General features: G+C 66.2%; 15 protein-coding genes and 2 pseudogenes. 3 read left to right on the forward strand and 14 right to left on the reverse strand.

All coding sequences use genetic code 11. The features are described 5' to 3' along the window. Positions 1 to 215: 215 nt before the first annotated feature. Positions 216 to 1,400, reverse strand: a complete 1,185-nt coding sequence (locus OG702_RS19280) for a hypothetical protein (protein WP_327290133.1) — start codon at positions 1,398 to 1,400, stop codon at positions 216 to 218. 274 nt (positions 1,401 to 1,674) lie between these two features. On the opposite strand from OG702_RS19280, the pseudogene OG702_RS19285 reads away from it, so the two are divergent. Beyond that, positions 1,675 to 1,794, forward strand: a pseudogene (locus tag OG702_RS19285) (IS5/IS1182 family transposase); the annotation flags it as partial. A gap of 130 nt (positions 1,795 to 1,924) precedes the next feature. Here the strand turns inward: OG702_RS19285 and OG702_RS19290 are convergent. The 4 genes from OG702_RS19290 to OG702_RS19310 form a co-directional block, all read right to left on the reverse strand. Next, the gene (locus OG702_RS19290; protein WP_327290134.1) at positions 1,925 to 2,950 is read right to left on the reverse strand and encodes a hypothetical protein; all 1,026 of its coding nucleotides are present in this window, start codon (positions 2,948 to 2,950) and stop codon (positions 1,925 to 1,927) included. A 454-nt stretch (positions 2,951 to 3,404) separates the two neighbouring features. Further along, complete coding sequence (locus OG702_RS19300) at positions 3,405 to 4,274, reverse strand: IS5 family transposase (protein WP_327290135.1); 870 nt, start codon at positions 4,272 to 4,274, stop codon at positions 3,405 to 3,407. 77 nt (positions 4,275 to 4,351) lie between these two features. Then, the gene (locus tag OG702_RS19305) at positions 4,352 to 8,023 is read right to left on the reverse strand and encodes a hypothetical protein (protein WP_327290136.1); all 3,672 of its coding nucleotides are present in this window, start codon (positions 8,021 to 8,023) and stop codon (positions 4,352 to 4,354) included. Positions 8,024 to 8,029: 6 nt separating this feature from the next. Then, a complete protein-coding gene (locus tag OG702_RS19310) occupies positions 8,030 to 8,353 on the reverse strand; it encodes a CU044_2847 family protein (RefSeq protein ID WP_327290137.1) in 324 nt (107 codons plus the stop codon). A 154-nt stretch (positions 8,354 to 8,507) separates the two neighbouring features. On the opposite strand from OG702_RS19310, the pseudogene OG702_RS35525 reads away from it, so the two are divergent. Together OG702_RS35525 and OG702_RS35530 are read left to right on the forward strand one after the other, a co-directional pair. After that, positions 8,508 to 8,711, forward strand: a pseudogene (locus OG702_RS35525) (transposase); the annotation flags it as partial. 199 nt (positions 8,712 to 8,910) lie between these two features. Continuing rightward, positions 8,911 to 9,396 carry a hypothetical protein gene (locus OG702_RS35530; RefSeq protein ID WP_442814722.1) on the forward strand — a complete coding sequence of 162 codons (486 nt, stop codon included), beginning with the start codon at positions 8,911 to 8,913 and terminating at the stop codon, positions 9,394 to 9,396. A 74-nt stretch (positions 9,397 to 9,470) separates the two neighbouring features. Here OG702_RS35530 and OG702_RS19315 read toward each other — a convergent pair whose 3' ends face one another. The 9 genes from OG702_RS19315 to OG702_RS19355 form a co-directional block, all read right to left on the reverse strand. Further along, positions 9,471 to 10,352 carry a hypothetical protein gene (locus tag OG702_RS19315; RefSeq protein WP_327290138.1) on the reverse strand — a complete coding sequence of 294 codons (882 nt, stop codon included), beginning with the start codon at positions 10,350 to 10,352 and terminating at the stop codon, positions 9,471 to 9,473. Next, positions 10,352 to 11,632, reverse strand: coding sequence for a WXG100-like domain-containing protein (locus tag OG702_RS19320; RefSeq protein ID WP_327290139.1), 1,281 nt, complete (start codon positions 11,630 to 11,632; stop codon positions 10,352 to 10,354). The genes OG702_RS19315 and OG702_RS19320 overlap by 1 nt, the downstream gene beginning before the upstream one ends. Continuing rightward, positions 11,629 to 12,003, reverse strand: coding sequence for a WXG100 family type VII secretion target (locus tag OG702_RS19325; RefSeq protein WP_327290140.1), 375 nt, complete (start codon positions 12,001 to 12,003; stop codon positions 11,629 to 11,631). Before OG702_RS19325 ends, OG702_RS19320 begins: the two co-directional genes overlap by 4 nt. 604 nt (positions 12,004 to 12,607) lie before the next feature. Then, positions 12,608 to 13,501 carry a hypothetical protein gene (locus tag OG702_RS19330; RefSeq protein WP_327290141.1) on the reverse strand — a complete coding sequence of 298 codons (894 nt, stop codon included), beginning with the start codon at positions 13,499 to 13,501 and terminating at the stop codon, positions 12,608 to 12,610. Further along, positions 13,501 to 13,818 carry a hypothetical protein gene (locus OG702_RS19335; protein WP_327290142.1) on the reverse strand — a complete coding sequence of 106 codons (318 nt, stop codon included), beginning with the start codon at positions 13,816 to 13,818 and terminating at the stop codon, positions 13,501 to 13,503. The genes OG702_RS19330 and OG702_RS19335 overlap by 1 nt, the downstream gene beginning before the upstream one ends. A gap of 73 nt (positions 13,819 to 13,891) precedes the next feature. Then, the gene (locus OG702_RS19340) at positions 13,892 to 14,776 is read right to left on the reverse strand and encodes a WXG100-like domain-containing protein (RefSeq protein WP_327290143.1); all 885 of its coding nucleotides are present in this window, start codon (positions 14,774 to 14,776) and stop codon (positions 13,892 to 13,894) included. Beyond that, complete coding sequence (locus OG702_RS19345; protein WP_327290144.1) at positions 14,773 to 15,147, reverse strand: hypothetical protein; 375 nt, start codon at positions 15,145 to 15,147, stop codon at positions 14,773 to 14,775. The genes OG702_RS19340 and OG702_RS19345 overlap by 4 nt, the downstream gene beginning before the upstream one ends. Before the next feature lie 585 nt (positions 15,148 to 15,732). Further along, positions 15,733 to 16,404 carry a response regulator transcription factor gene (locus OG702_RS19350; protein WP_327290145.1) on the reverse strand — a complete coding sequence of 224 codons (672 nt, stop codon included), beginning with the start codon at positions 16,402 to 16,404 and terminating at the stop codon, positions 15,733 to 15,735. Beyond that, positions 16,401 to 17,564 (reverse strand): sensor histidine kinase, encoded by a 1,164-nt coding sequence (locus OG702_RS19355; RefSeq protein WP_327290146.1) that lies wholly within the window; start codon positions 17,562 to 17,564, stop codon positions 16,401 to 16,403. The genes OG702_RS19350 and OG702_RS19355 overlap by 4 nt, the downstream gene beginning before the upstream one ends. Positions 17,565 to 17,574: the final 10 nt, after the last annotated feature.

The raw sequence follows: 17,574 nt of genomic DNA on the forward strand, positions 1-17,574 counted from the left end.
CCGGTCACCCGCTCGCCGAGCGGTTCGGCACCATTGATCGGCAACTCGTCGCGATCTCCGGTGTGCTGTACGCCCTCGCCCGCGCGCATGGCACCTCCTCGCCGCGAAGACGTGCGGCGGCGATGGATTGAGCGGGGGATGTCTTTGTCGGGTTGGTGGCCTACGCCGACGAAGTCGTGTCGTCTTCGACATCTTCGGCCAGCTCGTGGGTGCAGTCAGTCGGCGTTGCTCGGATGATGTCGGGGAAAGGCCTCGCCGACCGGCCAAAGCTCTGGCAGACCGAGGACAGCATTGGCGGAGCACGTCGCTGGCTGGCGTACGACTTGGACGTCGACCAGCTGTGCGGTTGCCCAGCTAGGAAGGATGGGGGCTGGACGCGAGCTGGGGTCTGGGCTTTGCCAGAGGACAGGTGTTTTCTTCGTCCAAGTCCAGGGCGCTGGGTTGTGGACGGTGAGTACGCCGCTGACCCGGCCGTGGCCGTGGGCGGAGGTTGCGGTCCAGTAGCCGTCGCGCTTTCGGCCGAAGGTTGGTGTGCGACCGTGGGCATACTCGACGGAGGTTCCGTACAGTGCCGTCTCGGTGTCCTCATCTTCAGGGAAGAAGGCCGCATGGCCAACTGCCACGATGAATGGCAGCGCCAGGTCGCCGTACTTCCCACCCTTCCTTCTGACCGCGTCAAGCACCCGCTCCGGCTGGTCGTCGAGCCCGTCTGACACGGGATGGATGCCGATCGTCCTGCTTGTTGGGTTACCTCGCGCGCCGGGATCGCGGGGGAAGGCCTGGAACGTGACGCTCCAGTCGCCGTCCTGCCAGGTGTGTTTCGGCAGTGGAACCTTGCGCTCGTGTTCGGCAATGACTTGGTCGGGATCCAGGCTTGCGAGCCACCGCGTCAGCTCGGACTTCAGCCGCTTCTGCGGCGGCGTTGCCAGCCCGACCCTGTCAAGCTCATAGGACAGAAAGAAGTTAGGGCTCGGCAGGCGATCGATGGCGTCGGCCAGCTGAGGCGGGAGCGGGTTGGACGCGGAGCCACTCAGGCGCTGGGCCGTCCAGATCGCCTCGACGACAAACTGCTCGCCGTCGCGGGTGACCAGGAAGTCAGGGTTCTTGCCACGGGTGCCTATGCCGGGCTCGATCTCCACAGTGCATCCGGAACCGAGCAGCATCTCGTGCAGGTACAGCTCCCACAGCGCGGAGTAGACATTCGTGTCGGAGTTCCGGTCCAACAGCCGGCTACGCACGCCGGGCTGAGCATGGTCCGGGAGGTGCGACCACCACTCGTTGATCACATCCCGAACCTGGTCCCAGAAAGGACCGGCGATCCTCCCGAAGAACTCGGCGTCCGTCTCCGCGGCTCGCTTCGGCGACGCATCCGTACGATCCCAACTCATGTATACCGCCATGGCCAACGATCGTAGACTGTTCTGCCGATTAATCCTATTGGCTTTCCCACCGCGGTGCAGTGGGCCGCGAAGCTCAGATGAGGGGTGCTCCTGGCGCCTTCGTGTTTCCCGCAGCTCCCAGCAGGCAGCGGAGTTTGTTGTCGTTCTATCTGCTGTATCGGGCTGCGCTTATTTGCCCGTGTCTGCAGGGGGTCCCGCAACTGCTGCTCACGGTTGAGGTGATCTTGTCGCGGCTGGTGTGATCACGGCGTCGGATTCATCCAGTCGAACACGCGTCGCGTTCGCCCGCATGAAGAACTGGAGGATCCTGCGCGACTGCCGTCTCAAAGGCGAGAGCGTCCGCCCCGCCGTGCTCGGCATTGCATGCCTGCACAACCTCGCCCTCGCCGGGTGATCGAGAACCGAGCAGGCTAGCGGGCATGATGTAAATCATCTACGGGACAGCCCTCAGGTACTTGTCACGGCTGGCCATGAGGGACGGATCCGAGCGACGGCGAGCTCATCGTTCGGCGTCCGGCCGCGTGTCAGAGTGCACTGATCCAGTCGACCGCGCGGCCAGCAGCACCAAGGAACCCGTAGACCGTCCGTTGACGCTCACGGGAGTCCAAGGTCGCCAGACGAACCGTTGTTCGGCCACTGTGCATCAGCGCGTTTCGCTCCCGATACATCTCCTCGAGCATGGAGAACGCGGACGGATCGTCGCTGCGCAGCGACCGGGAAGACAAATCGGTCGGTGCACGCTCGTAGTACTTCTCAGCGAAGCTTCCGCCAACCGAGGCCAGACCCTGCTCGTAGCGCTTGGTTCTGTCCCCGACGTGGGTGGCGATGTAGGTATGCGCCGCGGTCTCGCTAGCGGAGGCCATGGCAAGGATCGCCTCGCGCAGGGCGAGAGACTGAACAGCGGTCTCGGCGTCAACGAGCAGAACGTTGTGAAGTGGTGGCTCGGTCCCGCCTTGTAGAGATGCCTCCAGTCCGCTGACCGGGATCGACCCGGTGCCCGGACTGCGTACGGCCCCAGACGACAACTGGGCGTTAGCCCCGGCGAAGACCGGTAACCCGGTTTGCGTGTCAGCATCGAGGACAGTCACGGTCCACGGCGACAGAAGGTAGAAACGGCCGTCCTCAGGCCGCCAAGCCCTTCTCACCCGGGGCATCCAAGCAGCCCGGCCAGCACTGCGCAGGTGTTCTACCAGGACGTTGGCCGCGTTGACGCCTCGTTCTTGTGTGAGATCGAAGTCGATACTTGGCGTGTCGCTGGGGGCAAGGTCCTGTTCCCACCGGAGGACCACTTGGATGCGGTCAATCACCGTGTCGGCGATCGTCCTGGAGATCGCGCCACGGTGCATCCCCAGCGGGACAATGGACAGCGACGTACCGGCGAGAGAGTTGTCGATATCGTTAGGGAAAAGGGGCTGCGTGGACGGATTCCATGGGCTGACCTCTGCGCTGAACGCAGGAGCTTGCAGGTTGAGCCCTCCCCACGACGCCCAGCTCGGATCACGCGGTAGCTGGGCGTCGAAGTAGTATTGCATCATCGCGGCGATACGCATGGAACCCTCTTGAGCTAGTTGTGACTTGTGTGGTCTTTGGCTTGGTCATGGGGAAACGACACGTCTCGGAGACGAATTGTGACGGATGGATTATGTTGGCTCGTCCAGCCGTTACATGGGCACCCAGTGGGGTACTACCGCAGGAACTGGGATTCAGGTCAGGGATGACGTGCTGCCGTCGTCCGGCTATGTGGAACGACGCCGGCGTGTGGGACGAACTGCACCTGGGGATGTTGAAGAAACTGTCGGTGGCGAAGTAGGTCGACCGGGCGTGAGTGGTGATCGGCTCCTCCCACGTGCGCGACGTTCAGCGCGGCCCAAAACCGGGGCACACCTTGGTCGACCGTGCGGGGCCGGACGGCAAGCGCTACGTTCTCACCGACAGCCATGGCATCCCGCAACCGCCACAACCACCAACCCGGCGAACCCGCGGTCGCAGCGCTAGGGTCCATCTTCAAACGGATCTTGCCCAGAGAAGGAGTGACGCGAGATTGATCGCTGCTTCGTATGAGGTGGCGGTCTTGTCGTATCTGGTGGCGATTCCGCGGAAGCCTTTGAGTCGGTTGAAGCAGCGTTCGACGACGTTGCGCTGGCGGTAGATCTGCCGGTCGAATGCCGGTGGCCGGCCACCGTGACGGCCACGGTTGTGGCGATGCCGCTGCTGGTCGTTCTTATCCGGGATGGTGCACGCGATGCCGCGTTGGCTCAGATAGGCGCTGAACCCGCGAGAACTGTAGGCCTTGTCGGCGATGACCTGATCGGGCCTGCAGCGGGGACGTCCGAGGCTGATGCGTGGGACTCGGATGCGTTCGAGGAGGGGGCGTGCGCAGGGGCGGTCGTGGCGCTGGCCGGGTGTGAGCAGAATGGCAAGGGGCAGTCCGCGCCCGTCGCAGGCGAGGTGGATCTTGGTAGTCAGCCCTTCTCGGGACCGGCCGAGGGCGTGATCGTCCGGTTCGTCCGCCCGATGCTGCCCCCTTTTCACCCGTGGCGGCAGAGTGCTGGTGCGCGCGGACAATGGTGGAGCCGATTTGCACCAGCCAGTCGATGTCGCCGGCCGCTTCCGCGTGAGCCTGGACTTGCTGGAGAGCCCGGGTGAACACGCCGTCCACGGCATAGCGTCGGAAGCGGGTGACACCGACTTCCACGGTCCGTAGCGGTTCCGCCAGGAGACTCCAGTCCGGATCTTGTAGACCATCCCGTTGATGACCCGCCGATCCTCCACACGCGGACGCCCTGACACGGTCCGCGGTAGCAGCGGAGCGAGCAACTCGCACTCGCGAAAGGTGAGTTCATGGCGACGTATCACGCCACTATGATCCACCATCCGATGATCTTTGAAAACGGACCCTAGCGCGGGCGGCGGCGTATGGCCGGGATCCAACGAGCTCGTGCACGAGTCCGCTAGCCAACTTGACTCGGGTTGCGCAGGCCACGAACTGGCTCGTACGGCGGAAGTCGGCGGGTTCGTAGTCGATTCGCGGTGCCGTTGCCTCTCTCTGCGAGCCGATCAAGAATCTCAAGTCCCTGTGTGGAGATGCGATACGCGGAAGTGAATCTTCGCCGTTCCCGGAGAAGGCCGTGCAGCCGTATGAGGGAGGCGTAGAACTGCTCCGTGTCGGATCTGCGTCTCGTGTCGGTGCTTCGGTCTTCGGGGAACTCAAGCAGCGCACGAACACTCAGAGTGAACGCTTCATCCGCCAGCGGCACCGCGCTGTCCCAGTTCTCCATCGCCGCGTAGGTGTCGGCAAGGTAGCCTAGCCCCCGCAGTAGTTCGGCCGCGCGGACGTCAGGCGCATGTGCGGAATCCGCTGTTCTGCGCAATTCGACGCACTCCGCCAGCATTGGGAGCGCATCGGAGTACAAGCCTGCGGCGGCCAGGGCAAGGCCGGCACCCGCCAGTGTTCCCGACAAGTCGCTGTCCGCCTCCGTGCCGGACTGCCCACGAAGCCGCCGCGCGGTGTTCACGGCTTGACAGGCCGCTTCCTTGACCTTGCGCTTGGCCCCAGCCATGGAATAGAGGCGCGCCGCGTTGATATACGCGCCCGCGAGGACCTGACCGTAGCGGCGGAAGTCCGATGCGGCGAGACGCTGGACAATGGAGAGGCTTTCGGCTTGGGCGATTTGGGCTCTCTGCCGGAGCCCCGCCGAGGCCAGCCTCGAGGCCAGCGTGGCCAGAGCACTCGCCACTTGACGCCACCGAGTTCCTTGCTCCTTCTCCGCCAGCCCTCTGAGGATTGCCACCCCTTCCTCGGTCGGATTGACAGCTCCGAAGGCGTAACCTGCCGAGCTCAGACGGGATCCGAGCACCGTGAGCGCCCTGGCGTATGCCGCTTCGTTCTCGGACGTCGGGTCCAGTTCTGCGATTCTTTGGCGCAGACGAACAATCTCCTTCTGTGTGTCGACGATCTGTTCCCGATTCATCTCGTGGCCGAGGTTTATTTTTGCGGCCAGCGTCGTGCTCAACTCTAGCCCGTAGCTCGGGAGATCGATGTCAAGCAATGAGCGGCTTAGAGACTCCGCGTCCCGTAGCGCGTCCATCGCCTGTGTTCCCCTGCCCAGCCTCATGAGGTTGAACGAGAAAGCCCGCAAGACCCGGATCCTCTCGGCTTCGGGGCGTTCTCCGGTGGCGGTGGCTTCCATGCGTGTTTGGTGAAGGGTTTGGAGGGCTGTGATCAGTTGGTTACCATCGACGTACGGACGTAATACAGTGAACGACTCCTGCATCTTCTGAGCGGCATGAGCCCGTGTCCGGGGATCGTCGATCTCTTCCAGCCTTCGTAGCAGGGCCAACTGAGCGACGGCATACCTCTTGGCATCTTCGCCCCTGCCCAGGACGGCGCTCAACTTCGACAGCTTAGGAAACGTGTCGGCAAGCATCTCGATGCGCCACGCAGGATCCTCGTCGGAGTCGGCCTCGACGATCTCCCTCACTTCATCAAGGATGCCGACCGATTCCCACTCCCGTGCACCGTCCCTTAGTCGTTCGGCAGTCTGCAGGAGCTGCTCTGCCAGCAGGCGCGTCGGCGGCGGGCCTCCCGCCATGGCATTTTCGCGTACGGTGGAGAGCGCCTCGATGCTTGTGTCGGCGGCCTCGGAGCGGCGGCCGATCGTGGACAACCGAACCGCCAACTGGTTCAGGAGGTCGGCGACGGACGAACCGTCGCTCTCCCTGGCAGAGTCGATCGCCTTCCGCCACAACGTGATCCCGGCGTCTTGCAGTACCACGCTGTGCACGGGGATGGCCTCCGCCAGTTCCAATATCGCTGCACGGTCGGGAGCGTCGCCTTCACCCATCCCCGCCACGACCTTCAGGAACACATCCTGCAGAGGCCCCTCGGAACGCTCGGAGACGGAAACCAGCGAGCGCAGCAGGCCCACGGGTGCGCTGCGCAGAACCTGTTCGATGAAGACGATCAATCGTGCGTCGCTGGTGCAGGCACGATCCAGGATGAGCCACGCCCGCTCTGCCGATTCTGGCTGCACGGTGGCCAGCGATTTGAGCATCGTGGGGCAGTCGATGAGTGTGTCGGACACCAACTGTTCGAGCAGCAGGTCGGGTTGGAGGATCTCTGTGTCGTGCGCAACCCCTGTCGTGTCCGCCGTGGGGAAGAAGCTCAACGCCCAGCGCGCCATTGCATGTAACCGCTCCGCGGGCGCATCGGCGAGATCCGGGATGGCCCTAAGTAACTGGGCGGTGTGGACCTCTTTCTGAGCCCCGAACAGGGCCACCGACGTCACCACGCGTCTGAGTAGTTCGTCGTCGATGGACAGACCGGCTGCCGCCGAACTGCGGCTCCAGTAGGAGCACTCACGGTCGAGCACACTCCGCACGATGCCCCGGCGCGTGTCTCCGTCCCCGACGCCGTGGCGGACCGCGCTGCCGTTGTCCAGTACCTGCAGCAGGGCCGACATGTGCAGCACGAGGATGGGCTGCGTCCCCATCTGCGGTATTCGCCCCGCGGACACAGAGGCAGCGGCACCGAGCCGGGCGGCGAAGGCGGCAGCGGCAGCGGCGTGGGCGTCGCGGCGGGCTTCCCGGGTCACGACGAGCGGGGCGAGGTCGGCCTGCACCACCGGGATGTGACTGGCCGCCTCCCGGATCCGACGTGACCACGTCTTACGGTTGCGTGCGAGAACCAGCAAACGGGTGGGAGGCGCTGTCCCTTCGGGTGCGTCCAGTCGGCTCAGCAACTCATGCAGGCCGGTATGAGTGTCGCCGTAATCCAGCACGGCCAGTACCGGATCACCTCGTTCTCTCAGCCGGTCCAGGACCTTCGGGCTGCCGTCACCCGACAGAAACCCTGCGGTCCAGCCCTGCCGCGCCATGGCGTCGCACAGCTCGGCCGCCAGGCGTGTCTTGCCTGCCCCGGCCTGGCCGGCCAGCAACCGGACCGCCGCCTGTTCCCCCGACGTGCACCATGCCATCAGCTCATCGAGTTCGGACTTCCGCCCTAAGAAGGGCACGACTCCGTATTCGGGCCGCAGCAGCACGCTGGGACGAATATCACGCGAGGTCGTGAGCGATCGATACGCGGACCTGAACTCCGCTCCGGTCTGGGCATACAGGGCATCCTGCCGAACGGCAAACCACCGCTCGTGCTGGACTCCCGCAGGCTCATTCGCGGGCCATATGTGTCCGACGAAGGCATCGAGGGCGCGCCCGACGGGAACAGCCCAGCCGCCAAGATCGGACTGCGCGTCACGGGTGCGGGTGAGCATGGCGCACACTCGTCCAGTGCGCTCGTTCAGTACGGGGGCTCCGCTCATCCCGCCGGAGATGCGGCCGTCCCGTAGCTGTAGACGCCAGGCGTCTTCCCCGATGTCGTATCCGTCATCCTCGCCGTCTGCCCAGTCGGTGTCCAGGAAGCCGCCCTCGTACCGCAGCGACGCGGGAATGAGACGCGGCCGTCCTCTGCGCTCGAAGGTATCCGTCCATCCGGCCGTGTACAGCCGATCGGGTTCCGGATACAGCACGGGCTCGGCGTCCTGGCACGAGACCCAGGGGTGGTCGTCGGCCGCGAAGCTGAGCAGCGCCGCGGGTTGCCTTCTCTCACGGTCATTATTCAGCCCCACCAGCCGTTACTCGGCCGGAGCCTGCCAGCCGAGGCGCACCGTGAACGCCGCGGTCCCTCCGGCCTTCGTGATCAAGCCGAGCAGCTTGCCGCCCTCCACCGTGAGTGAGAGCCCAAACTCCACCTCGACTGTGTCGGGTGTCGCGTTGCGGACGGCCTCCCGCACCATGTCCGCCACCCCGGAGAGCGCGTCCTGAACGGCGTCGAAGCGGAACGCGTCCGCGAAGCCGACATCCTGCGCGCCGCCCCCCGCCTCCATGACCGCGTGTACCTTGACCACCGCGCCGTTCGGCAGCGTCGCGTCCACCAAGGCCAGTGCGTCATCCTGCATGTAGGCTCTCCGTCCGCGTGTCAGAGACGCCATAGTAGTTGCGGACGGGGGGCCATCGGCTAGCGCGTGTCTCTCTGATGGATTGGTGAGTTGCTCGGATGCGCCCGTCCGATTAGTGATCGCCGAGGCGATGTGGGACTGGACCGAGCCGCTGATGCCGGCGGATCAGGTCCGCGGGCGGCGACGGGCCGACCAGCGTCGCACTCTGAGGCCATCCAGTGGACGTATCGCACCAACTCGCCCTGGCCGGACCTTCCCGACGAGCTCGTCTCATTCCGGACCCTGGCGATACCTGCCGGGACGCTATGGACCGTGGAAGACGGTGTACACCCGCTTCCGACGCTATGCCCTGGACGGCGTGTTCACCCGGGCTCTCCAGCAGGTCCAGACTCACGCGGTCGCGGCGGGCGACATCGACTGGCCGGTGCAGATCGACTCCACCATTGTCCGCGCGCACCAGCACGCTCCCGCCGCGGGCCGAAAAGGGGGCAGCATCGGGCGGACGAACCGGACGATCACGCCCTCGGCCGGTCCCGAGGTGAGGGCTGACTACCAAGATCCACCTCGCCTGCGACGGGCGCGGACTGCCCCTTGCCATTCCGCTGGCACCCGGCCAGCGCCACGACCGCCCCTGCGCACGCCCCCTTCTCGAACGCATCCGAGTCCCACGGATCAGCCTGGGGACGTCCCCGCTGCAGGCCCGATCGGGTCATCGCCGACAAGGCCTACAGTTCCCGCAGGTTCCGCGCCTACCTGCGCAAACGCGGTTCGGCAGTTGCAGTTCCAGTTGCATTCGTGCCCGTTCAGCACGGTCCGAGCGTCAGCTATCGACCTTATGCGCCGCAGACCAGGACCCTGACGGACTCGGTCGAACGCCCGGACGAACAGTTGGAAAGCGTGTTGGGGGCAACCCCTCACGAGTTCGAATCTCGTATCCTCCGCCAGTGCCTCACCGGGCACGACGTTGTTGGCCCCCGCTGCTCGCAGCGGGGGCCAACAACGTTCGTGGTCTCGCCCTGTATGGATCTGCAGCCCACCGCTGACCGGGGCGCAAGCCGTTGTCCGTCCACCTCCACGACGGCTACGGGCCTCTGCCATGTCGGGTGGCGCCGTGGGGCTACCAGGGGAGGGGGTCGGGGCGGCGGTCCCACCACCAGGCCGCGTCGTGCGGGTCGGGGACGTCCAGTCCCTGGGTCCTGAGGTCCAGGTACCAGGCGGGATCGGGGACGGTCAGCTTGATGAACTCCCGGTCCACCAGGTCCACAGCGGCCTCCAGCAATTCTGCGGCCTGATCCGGGAGCTGCTGCGCCAGGGCTTCCAACTCGTCCCGCACGGTGAGGAGTTCCTGGTAGAGGTCCGCCGGGTACCAACCCGCGGGGGCCCAGTCGTCGGCCATGGCCCTGATGAACTGTTCCCATGCCCCCAGGCAGTCCACGGCCGTCCAGTAGGGGGAGCCGGTTTCGTCGGTTCTGCCCGTCCCCAGGGCATCCAGAGACGTGGCGAGGCTGTCGCTGACCGGGGTCGGCTTCCGCTGTTCGCGCACGACCTCGGGGATCCGGATGACCTGGGCGTTCGGAAGGTCGGCGACGGGCGCCTCGACGGCATCGACCCTGAAGCCCGGCATGTCCTCGTCAGGGTCCAGCAGCCGTGCCCGGGTGACTGTGCCGTCGGCAGCTGCAACCCAGCTGGCGCTCGGCAAAGCCTCCTCGGCCGGGTAGAGGACCGAGTGGCCGAGCAGCCGCGCGAGCGCTGCGGCCAGTTCCCGTTCACTCGGCTGCGGCTGCACGCTGTCCCGGGCGTAGATGTCCAGGGACGTCCGTACGTCGCCCGGTACGCCTTCCATCCCGCAGAGCACCAGCGCGTCCCAGTTCCGCGCATCCTGGTCGGCGTGCTCGTCGGCCACGTCGACATCGTGGAGGGGGACCCGGAAGCACTCGGCAAGCGCGGCGGCGACAGCAGCGTCACTCAGGGGTTCGGTGACGAGCAGATTGTAGGTCATCAGTACGTCCCGTCATAAACTGCCTGAGCTTTCTGGATGGCTTCCGGATTCTCGATGAACCGTGGATCCTTCACAAAAGCCTGCACGGACTCGGCATTCCCCTTTGCCTTGGTTATTGCCTTGAGCGCCAAGTATTCGTTCCGGTCGAGTTCGACGATGCCTGGACCACTGTCGGGGAACACCTTACCCGTCGGTTCGACCCCGTACGTGCGTCCGTTGATTTCATAGCGGCCCAGTTTCTCGCGGAACACTGCCCGCCCTGCTGCGATGTCGGCGATGTCCTGATTCACCTGCTGCTCGTACCCGCGCAGGATCACGCTGTTCTTCTCATAGACCCTGCCGTTGGACGTGCCGGAAATCGTGTGCCGTGGGTGCGGCGGCTGCAACGCTTTCCCTTTCGCGGTCCCTTTCACCGAGTCGATCGTGGGCCAGGGACCCTTGCCAGGTCCGGCGCCGCCGTTCTCCCCGGTTCGCATCACCATGCCGAGGTCGTCGAGGCTGGCCGACGGGCCGCTGGGGAGGGCCAGGCCCGGTTGGAAGTCCGGGAGGTGGAGGCTGTCGAGCAGGCCCTGGAGGCCGCCGTTCTGGGCGATGGTCTTGATCGTGCTGCCGGCGGCGCCGACGCCGCCGCCGAAGACCGCTCCGTAGAGTGCGGCGTCGCTCGCCTCGTCGAGGTTTAGGCCGCTGCTCTCGCCGGTGGCCATGGCGATAGGTTGGGTGACGGCGAGGTCGACGGTGATCGATTCGACTCCGGCGATGGCGGCGGTGGCCAGGGTGGTGCCGATGATCGCGGCCACGTCGGCGGTGACGGTCACGCCCAGGGCGGCGGACAGGTCCAGGACCTCGGCGGTGGCCGCCGCTGCGGCACCCTCGGAGATCCCGAAGGTGAAGAACGCGAGGGCGGTGCCGGCGACGATGGTGCCGCCGACGATCTCCAGCTCGTGCTCCAGCTGCTTCACCGCGTTGTGGACGCTGTCGGCGTACTGGTCGAGGGCGGTGGCCAGGTCGCGGGCGCCGTCGATCATGTCCTGGAGCCAGCCGCGGTTGCCGTAGTAGTAGCGGCGCCAGAACGGGTCGTCGAAGGCGGATATCGCCTTGCCGGTGTTGTTCTCGATCAGGGTGCGGGCCGTGGTGTTCGCGGCGGCCGTGAGCGTCTCGACGTCGTCGGCGAAGGTCCGCCATGCGGTGGCCGCGTCCCGCAGGCCGCCCTCGTCGGCGTCCGGCCACCACATGCCGGTCAGCTTCATGACGATCTTCTTGGCCTCGTCGGCGACGCTCATTGCAGGTCTCCTCCGGCGGTGTGCGGGGGAGGTTCCGGTTTCGGTCCGTTCCTGCTGAACATCGTGCGGATGAGGGCCTCGTTGCCGATGTGGCCGTCGGCCATGTCGGCCATGGCGTCGTGGATGCTGGCCAGGCCGAGTGCCAGGATCTCGGCCGCCATCGTCATGCTGGTGACGTTCGGTACGTACTGGTCCTCGAACTGCTTGCCCTGGTCGTCGCCGCCCCACGGTGAGCCGGCCGCGGCCAGACCGCCCTGGAGCTTGGCCAGGGCCGTTGCCAGGTCCGAGCTGTGCGTGAGGAACTGCGGTGCCGTCGCCTGCAGGTCAACGAGCTTGATGTCGAGTATCTCGCCGTCGTCGGCATCGCCCATACGTCATCCACCCCCATGATTCAACGAATCCCCCAGAGCATCAGCTGATCAACAGCTGTTTCCTACTGCCACTCTGGTCCAGCGCGCGCTGGCTCCGGACAAGAACCGCGGCAAATAGGAAAAGCATGGCCTGAACACTGCTTTCACTGGCTTGTGTTCAGCGACGCGCAGTCCTGCCCAGGGCTTGAGGGCGGCGGGGACCATCAATTTCCCTCCTGCCCGTGGTCCCGGCCAGAAACCGGCCCGGCCCCCACACCCTCGGTCTCAGTTCTGGTCTCATTCAGCCGCGTCCGGGTCCGTCCACCACCCGCCTGGGTGCTCGCTCGGCCCCAGGTCAGAACGTCTCTGCTCCCTCGTGTACGGCATCGTGAACAGTTGGAAAGCGTGTTGGGGGCAACCCCTCACGAGTTCGAATCTCGTATCCTCCGCCAGTGCCTCACCGGGCACGACGTCGATGGCCCCCGCTGCTTGCAGCGGGGGCCATCGACATTCGTGGTCTCGCCCTGTGCGTATCTGCAGCCCACCGCTGACCGGGGCGCAAGCCGTTGTCCGTCCACCTCCACGACGGCTACGGGCCTCTGCCATGTCGGGTGGCGCCGTGGGGCTACCAGGGGAGGGGGTCGGGGCGGCGGTCCCACCACCAGGCCGCATCGTGCGGGTCGGGGACGTCCAGTCCCTGGGTCCTGAGGTCCAGGTACCAGGCGGGATCGGGGACGGTCAGCTTGATGAACTCCCGGTCCACCAGGTCCACCGCGGCCTCCAGCAACTCCGCCGGCTGATCGGTGAGCTGCTGCTGCAGGGCCTCCAAGTCGTCCCGTGTCGTGAGGCTCTGCACGTACAGGTCTGCTGGGTACCAACCCGCGGGATCCCAACCGTCCGCCATCGTCTGTACGAGCTGTTCCCACGCCCCCAAGCGGTCTGCGGCCGTCCGGTACTGGGCGCAGATGTCGTCAGTTCGGCCCGTTCCCAGGGCGTCCAGAGACGTGTCGAACCGGTCGCTGATCGGAGTCGGCTTCCGCTGTTCGCGCACGATCTCGGGAAGTCGGGTGACCTGGGCGTTCGGTAGGTCGGCAATAGGGGCCTCGACGGCATCGACCTTGTAGCCGGCCGTTTCATCGTCCAGGTCCTCGCCCGGGTCGAGCAGCCGGGCACGGGTGACCGTACCGTCAGCCGCCGCGACACTGGGGACGCCCTGCAGAAACTCCTCCGCCGGGTAGAGGACCGAGTGACCAAGCACCCGCGCGAGCGCGGCGGCGAGTTCCGGCTCACTCGGCTGCGGCTGAACACTGTCCCTGACGTAGATGTCCAGGGACGTCCGCACATCGCCCCGGAGGGTTTCCGTCCCGCAGAGCACCATCGCGTCCCAGTGCCGCGTGTTCTGGTCGGTTTTCTCGTCGGCCACGTCGACATCGCTCACGGGGACCCCGAAGCACTCGGCCAGTGCTTCGGCGACGACTCTGTTGCTCAGTGGCTCGGTGACGAGCAGGTTGTAGGTCATCAGTACGTCCCATCATAAACTGCCTGGGCTTTCTGGATAGCTTCCGGATTGTTGATGAAGCGCGGATCTTTCACAAATGCCTGCACGGATTCAGCATTTCCTTTGGCTTTGGATATTTGCTGGAGTGCCGCGTACTCGTTCCGGTCGAGTTCGACGAGACCTGTACCGCTGCAGGGAAATACTGTACCCGTATCTTTCACCCTGTATGTGCGTCCGTTGATTTCATAGAGATTGGTCTTAGCGCGGAACTCCGCCCGCCCTGCCGCGATGTCGGCGATGTCCTGGTTGACTTGCTGCTCGTACCCGCGCAAGATCACCGTGTTTTCCTTGTCGATATTCCCGGACGCTGCGCCAGAAATGGTGTGTCGTTTGTTCGGTAGCCGCAGTGATTTACCTTTCGCAGGCCCATTTACCGACTCGGAAACGGGAAAAGGGCCCTTGCCAGGTCCGGCGCCGCCCTCCCCGGTTCGGATCCATTCCGAGGTCGTCGAGGCCGGCTGCGGGGCCGCTGGGGAGGGCCAGGCCCGGTTGGAAGTCCGGCAGGTGGAGGCTGTCGAGGAGGCCTTGCAGGCCGCCGTTTTGGGCGACGGTTTTGATCGTGCTGCCGGCCGCGCCGACACCGCCGCCGAAGACGGCCCCGTAGAGCGCGGCGTCGGTCGCCTCGTCGAGGTTGAGGCTGCTGCTCTCGCCGGTGGCCATCGCGATGGGTTGCGTGACGGCGAGGTCGACGGTGATGGATTCGACGCCGGCGATGGCGGCGGTGGCCAGGGTGGTGCCGATGATCGCGGCTACCTCGGTGGAGAGGGCCACGCCCAGGGCGGCGGACAGGTCCAGGACCTCGGCGGTGGCGGCGGCAGCGGCGGCTTCGGTGAGTCCTGCGGTGAAGAACGCCAGGGCTGTGCCGGCGACGATGGTTCCGCCGACGATCTCCAGCTTGTGCTCCAGTTGTGTCACCGCGCTGTGGACGCTGTCGGCGTACTGGTCGAGGGCGGTGGCCAGGTCGCGGGCGCTGTCGATCATGTCCTGGAGCCAGCCGCGATTACCGTAGTAGTAGCGGCGCCAGAAGGGGTCGTCGAAGGCCGATATGGCTTTGCCGGTGTTGTTCTCGATGAGTGTGCGGGCTGAGGTGTTCGCTGCGGCGGTGAGGGTCTCGACGTCATCGGCGAAGGTCCGCCATGCGGTGGCGGCGTCCCGCAGGCCGCCTTCGTCGGCGTCCGGCCACCACATGCCGGTCAGCTTCATGACGATCTTCTTGGCCTCGTCGGCGACGCTCACTGCAGGTCTCCCCCGGCGGAGTGCGGGGGAGGTTCCGGCTTCGGCCCGTTCCTGCTGAACATCGACCGGACCAGTTGCTCGTTGCCTATGTGGCCGTCCGCCATGTCGACCATCGCGTCGTGGATGCTGGCCAGGCCCAGTGCCAGGACCTCGGCCGCCATCGTCATGCTGGTCACGTTCGGCACGTACTGGTCCTCGAACTGCTTGCCCTGGTCGTCCGCCCCCCACGGGGAGCCGGCCGCGGCAAGGCCCCCCTGGAGCTTGGCCAGGGCTGTCGCCAGGTCCGAGCTGTGCGTCAGGAACTGCGGTGCGCTCGTCTGCAGGTCAACGAGCTTGATGTCGAGTATCTGGTCGTCGTCGGCGTCGCCCATACGTGATCCACCCCCATGGCTCAGCGATTTCCCCAGAGCACCAGCTGATCAACAGCTGTTTCCTCCTGCCACTTTGGTGGAGGTCGGGCGGATTCCGGACAGGTACCGCGACAACTGCAAAGGGAATGGCCTGAACAGCGGCATCGCTGGCTTGTGTTCAGCGACGCGCGGCCTGGCGCAGGGCTTGCGGACGGTGATGGCCGTCACATTTCCGCCTGCCCGTCGCCCAGGGCAGAGGCCGACCCGGTGCCCCCACGCCCTCGGTCTCAGTTCTGGTCTCATTCAGCCGCGTCCGGGTCCGTCCACCACCCGCCTGGGTGCTCGCTCGGCCGCAGGTCAGAACGTCTCTGCTCCCTCGTGTAGGCATCGTGACCGTTGGAAAGCGTGTTGGGGCAACCCCTCACGAGTTCGCATCTCGTATCCTCCGCCAGTGCCTCACCGGGCAATACGTCGAAGGGCCCCACCGTCTGCGGTGGGGCCCTTCGACGGTGTGGTCCGTGGTCTGTCAAGCGGACGCCCGTGGACACGGGCATACCTGAGTGAGCTGCGCGCCAACTCGTGGCCGGCGCGGCCTGCGTTCCTCTTTCAGCCGGGTGGCCAGGGCGGGATGAGGGCGTGCTCGTAGGCGAAGATGACGGCCTGGACTCGATCGCGTAGTCCGAGTTTGTCCAAAGCGTGGCTGATATGGGTCTTCACGGTGGTTTCCGCAATGGCAAGTGTTCGGCTGATTTCGCTGTTCGTGAGGCCGGCCACCACTAAATCGAACACCTCACGCTCGCGCGAGGTGAGTCGGGCCAGGGCGGGGGGCCGCCGAACGGACCGCGGTCGGCCGGCGGCGAAGGCTTCGATAAGGCGGATCGTCACAGTCGGCGAAAGCAGCGCCCCACCGTCGACGGCAGCCCGGATGCCACGGAGGAGTTCCTCCGGCGGGGCGTGTTTGAGCAGAAAGCCGCGGGCGCCTGCGCGCAAGGCGTCGAAGACGTATTCGTCGATGTCGTACGTCGTCAGGATGACCACTCGGGAAGGGGGCCGCGCGCTGCCCGCCGTGATCGTGCGGGTGGCTTCGAGGCCGTCCATGAGCGGCATCCTGATGTCCATCAGTACGACATCGGGGGCTAGTTCCTTTGTCAGCCGTATCGCTTGAAGACCGTCGGACGCCTGGCCGACGACCGCCAGATCGGGCTGGCTGTCCACGAGCATGGCGAGTCCGGCCCGAACGACCGCCTGGTCGTCGGCGATCAGCACGGTGACCGTCACCAGGTTCCTCCCGCGGGACCGTAGGGCAGTTCGGCCTGGATGGCGAATCCGCCTTCGGGTGGCTCGGTGACGGTAAGGCTGCCACCGTGGAGCTCGGCCCGCTCCCGCATTCCGAGCATCCCACGGCCGCCCGTCGCCGGCGGGCGGACGGAACGGTGAGGCGCCGCCCGGTCGTTGACCACGGAAAGTTCAAGCGCCTTAGGCCCGAAGCGCAGCACGACTTCGGCCGTCGCGCCGGGCGCGTGTTTGGCCACGTTGGTGAGCGCTTCCTGCACGATCCGATACGCCGCGAGTTCGACTCCGGGTGACAGCGGTCGCGGCGGCCCGATCAGGGTCAGTCCGGCCGCTGTTCCGGCACCGCGTGCGGAGGCGACGAGCGACGGCACCTCGGCGAGGCATGGGGCCGGGCGGCGGGCGGCCTCCTCGGCGTCCCGCCGCAGGATGCTGAGGAGGTGTCCGAGTTCGATCAGGGCCTCACGCGCAAGGCCCTCGATCGTGCTCAGCGTCTCGGCGGCCGCTGTGTCCCGGGATGCGGCGTCGCCGCTTTTCGCAGCCACTCTGGCAGCACCGGCCCGCATGGTGATGGCCGACAGTTGGTGGGCGAGGACATCGTGCAACTCCCTTGCGATGCGACCACGTTCAGCTGCCCGTGCGGCCTCCACCATGGTCTCGGCGGCATGGCGTCGTGTCGTGGCGGCGTCCCCGGCGACGAACGCCGCTCCCAGCAGTACACCGGGCACGCCGATCGCCGTGCGCACCTGGTAGCTCACCGCCGCCGTCACCGCGAGGAGCGCCGCGCCGAGGAGCAGCGGTCTTGCGTAACGGCGCCCGAGATCGCTGTAGGTGCCGAACCCGTACCCGGTTGCCGCCACGGCGGTAAGCCCCGAGACGGTGTGCCGGTGCAGAACCGTACGAAGAGCCAGGGCACCGCAGGCAAGCGCCAGTCCGGTCCCCGGGAAGCGCCGACGCCATAGTGAGGGCACCGACTGTACGAGGGCCAGCGCCAGGAACCCGCAGACAGCCGCCGCCGTGCCGCCGTGACCCGGTGGACGCCACGGCCACGGCACATCGGCCAGTCCCCACCCCAGCAGTACGGCGACGACCACCAGGTCCGCGCGTTCCCGAGTAGCGAAAGGGCGCAGACGGGCAACACAGGCCATGACCGGAGCG

Source organism: Streptomyces sp. NBC_01198 (assembly GCF_036010485.1).
In the GTDB taxonomy this organism is placed as follows: Bacteria; Actinomycetota; Actinomycetes; order Streptomycetales; family Streptomycetaceae; genus Actinacidiphila.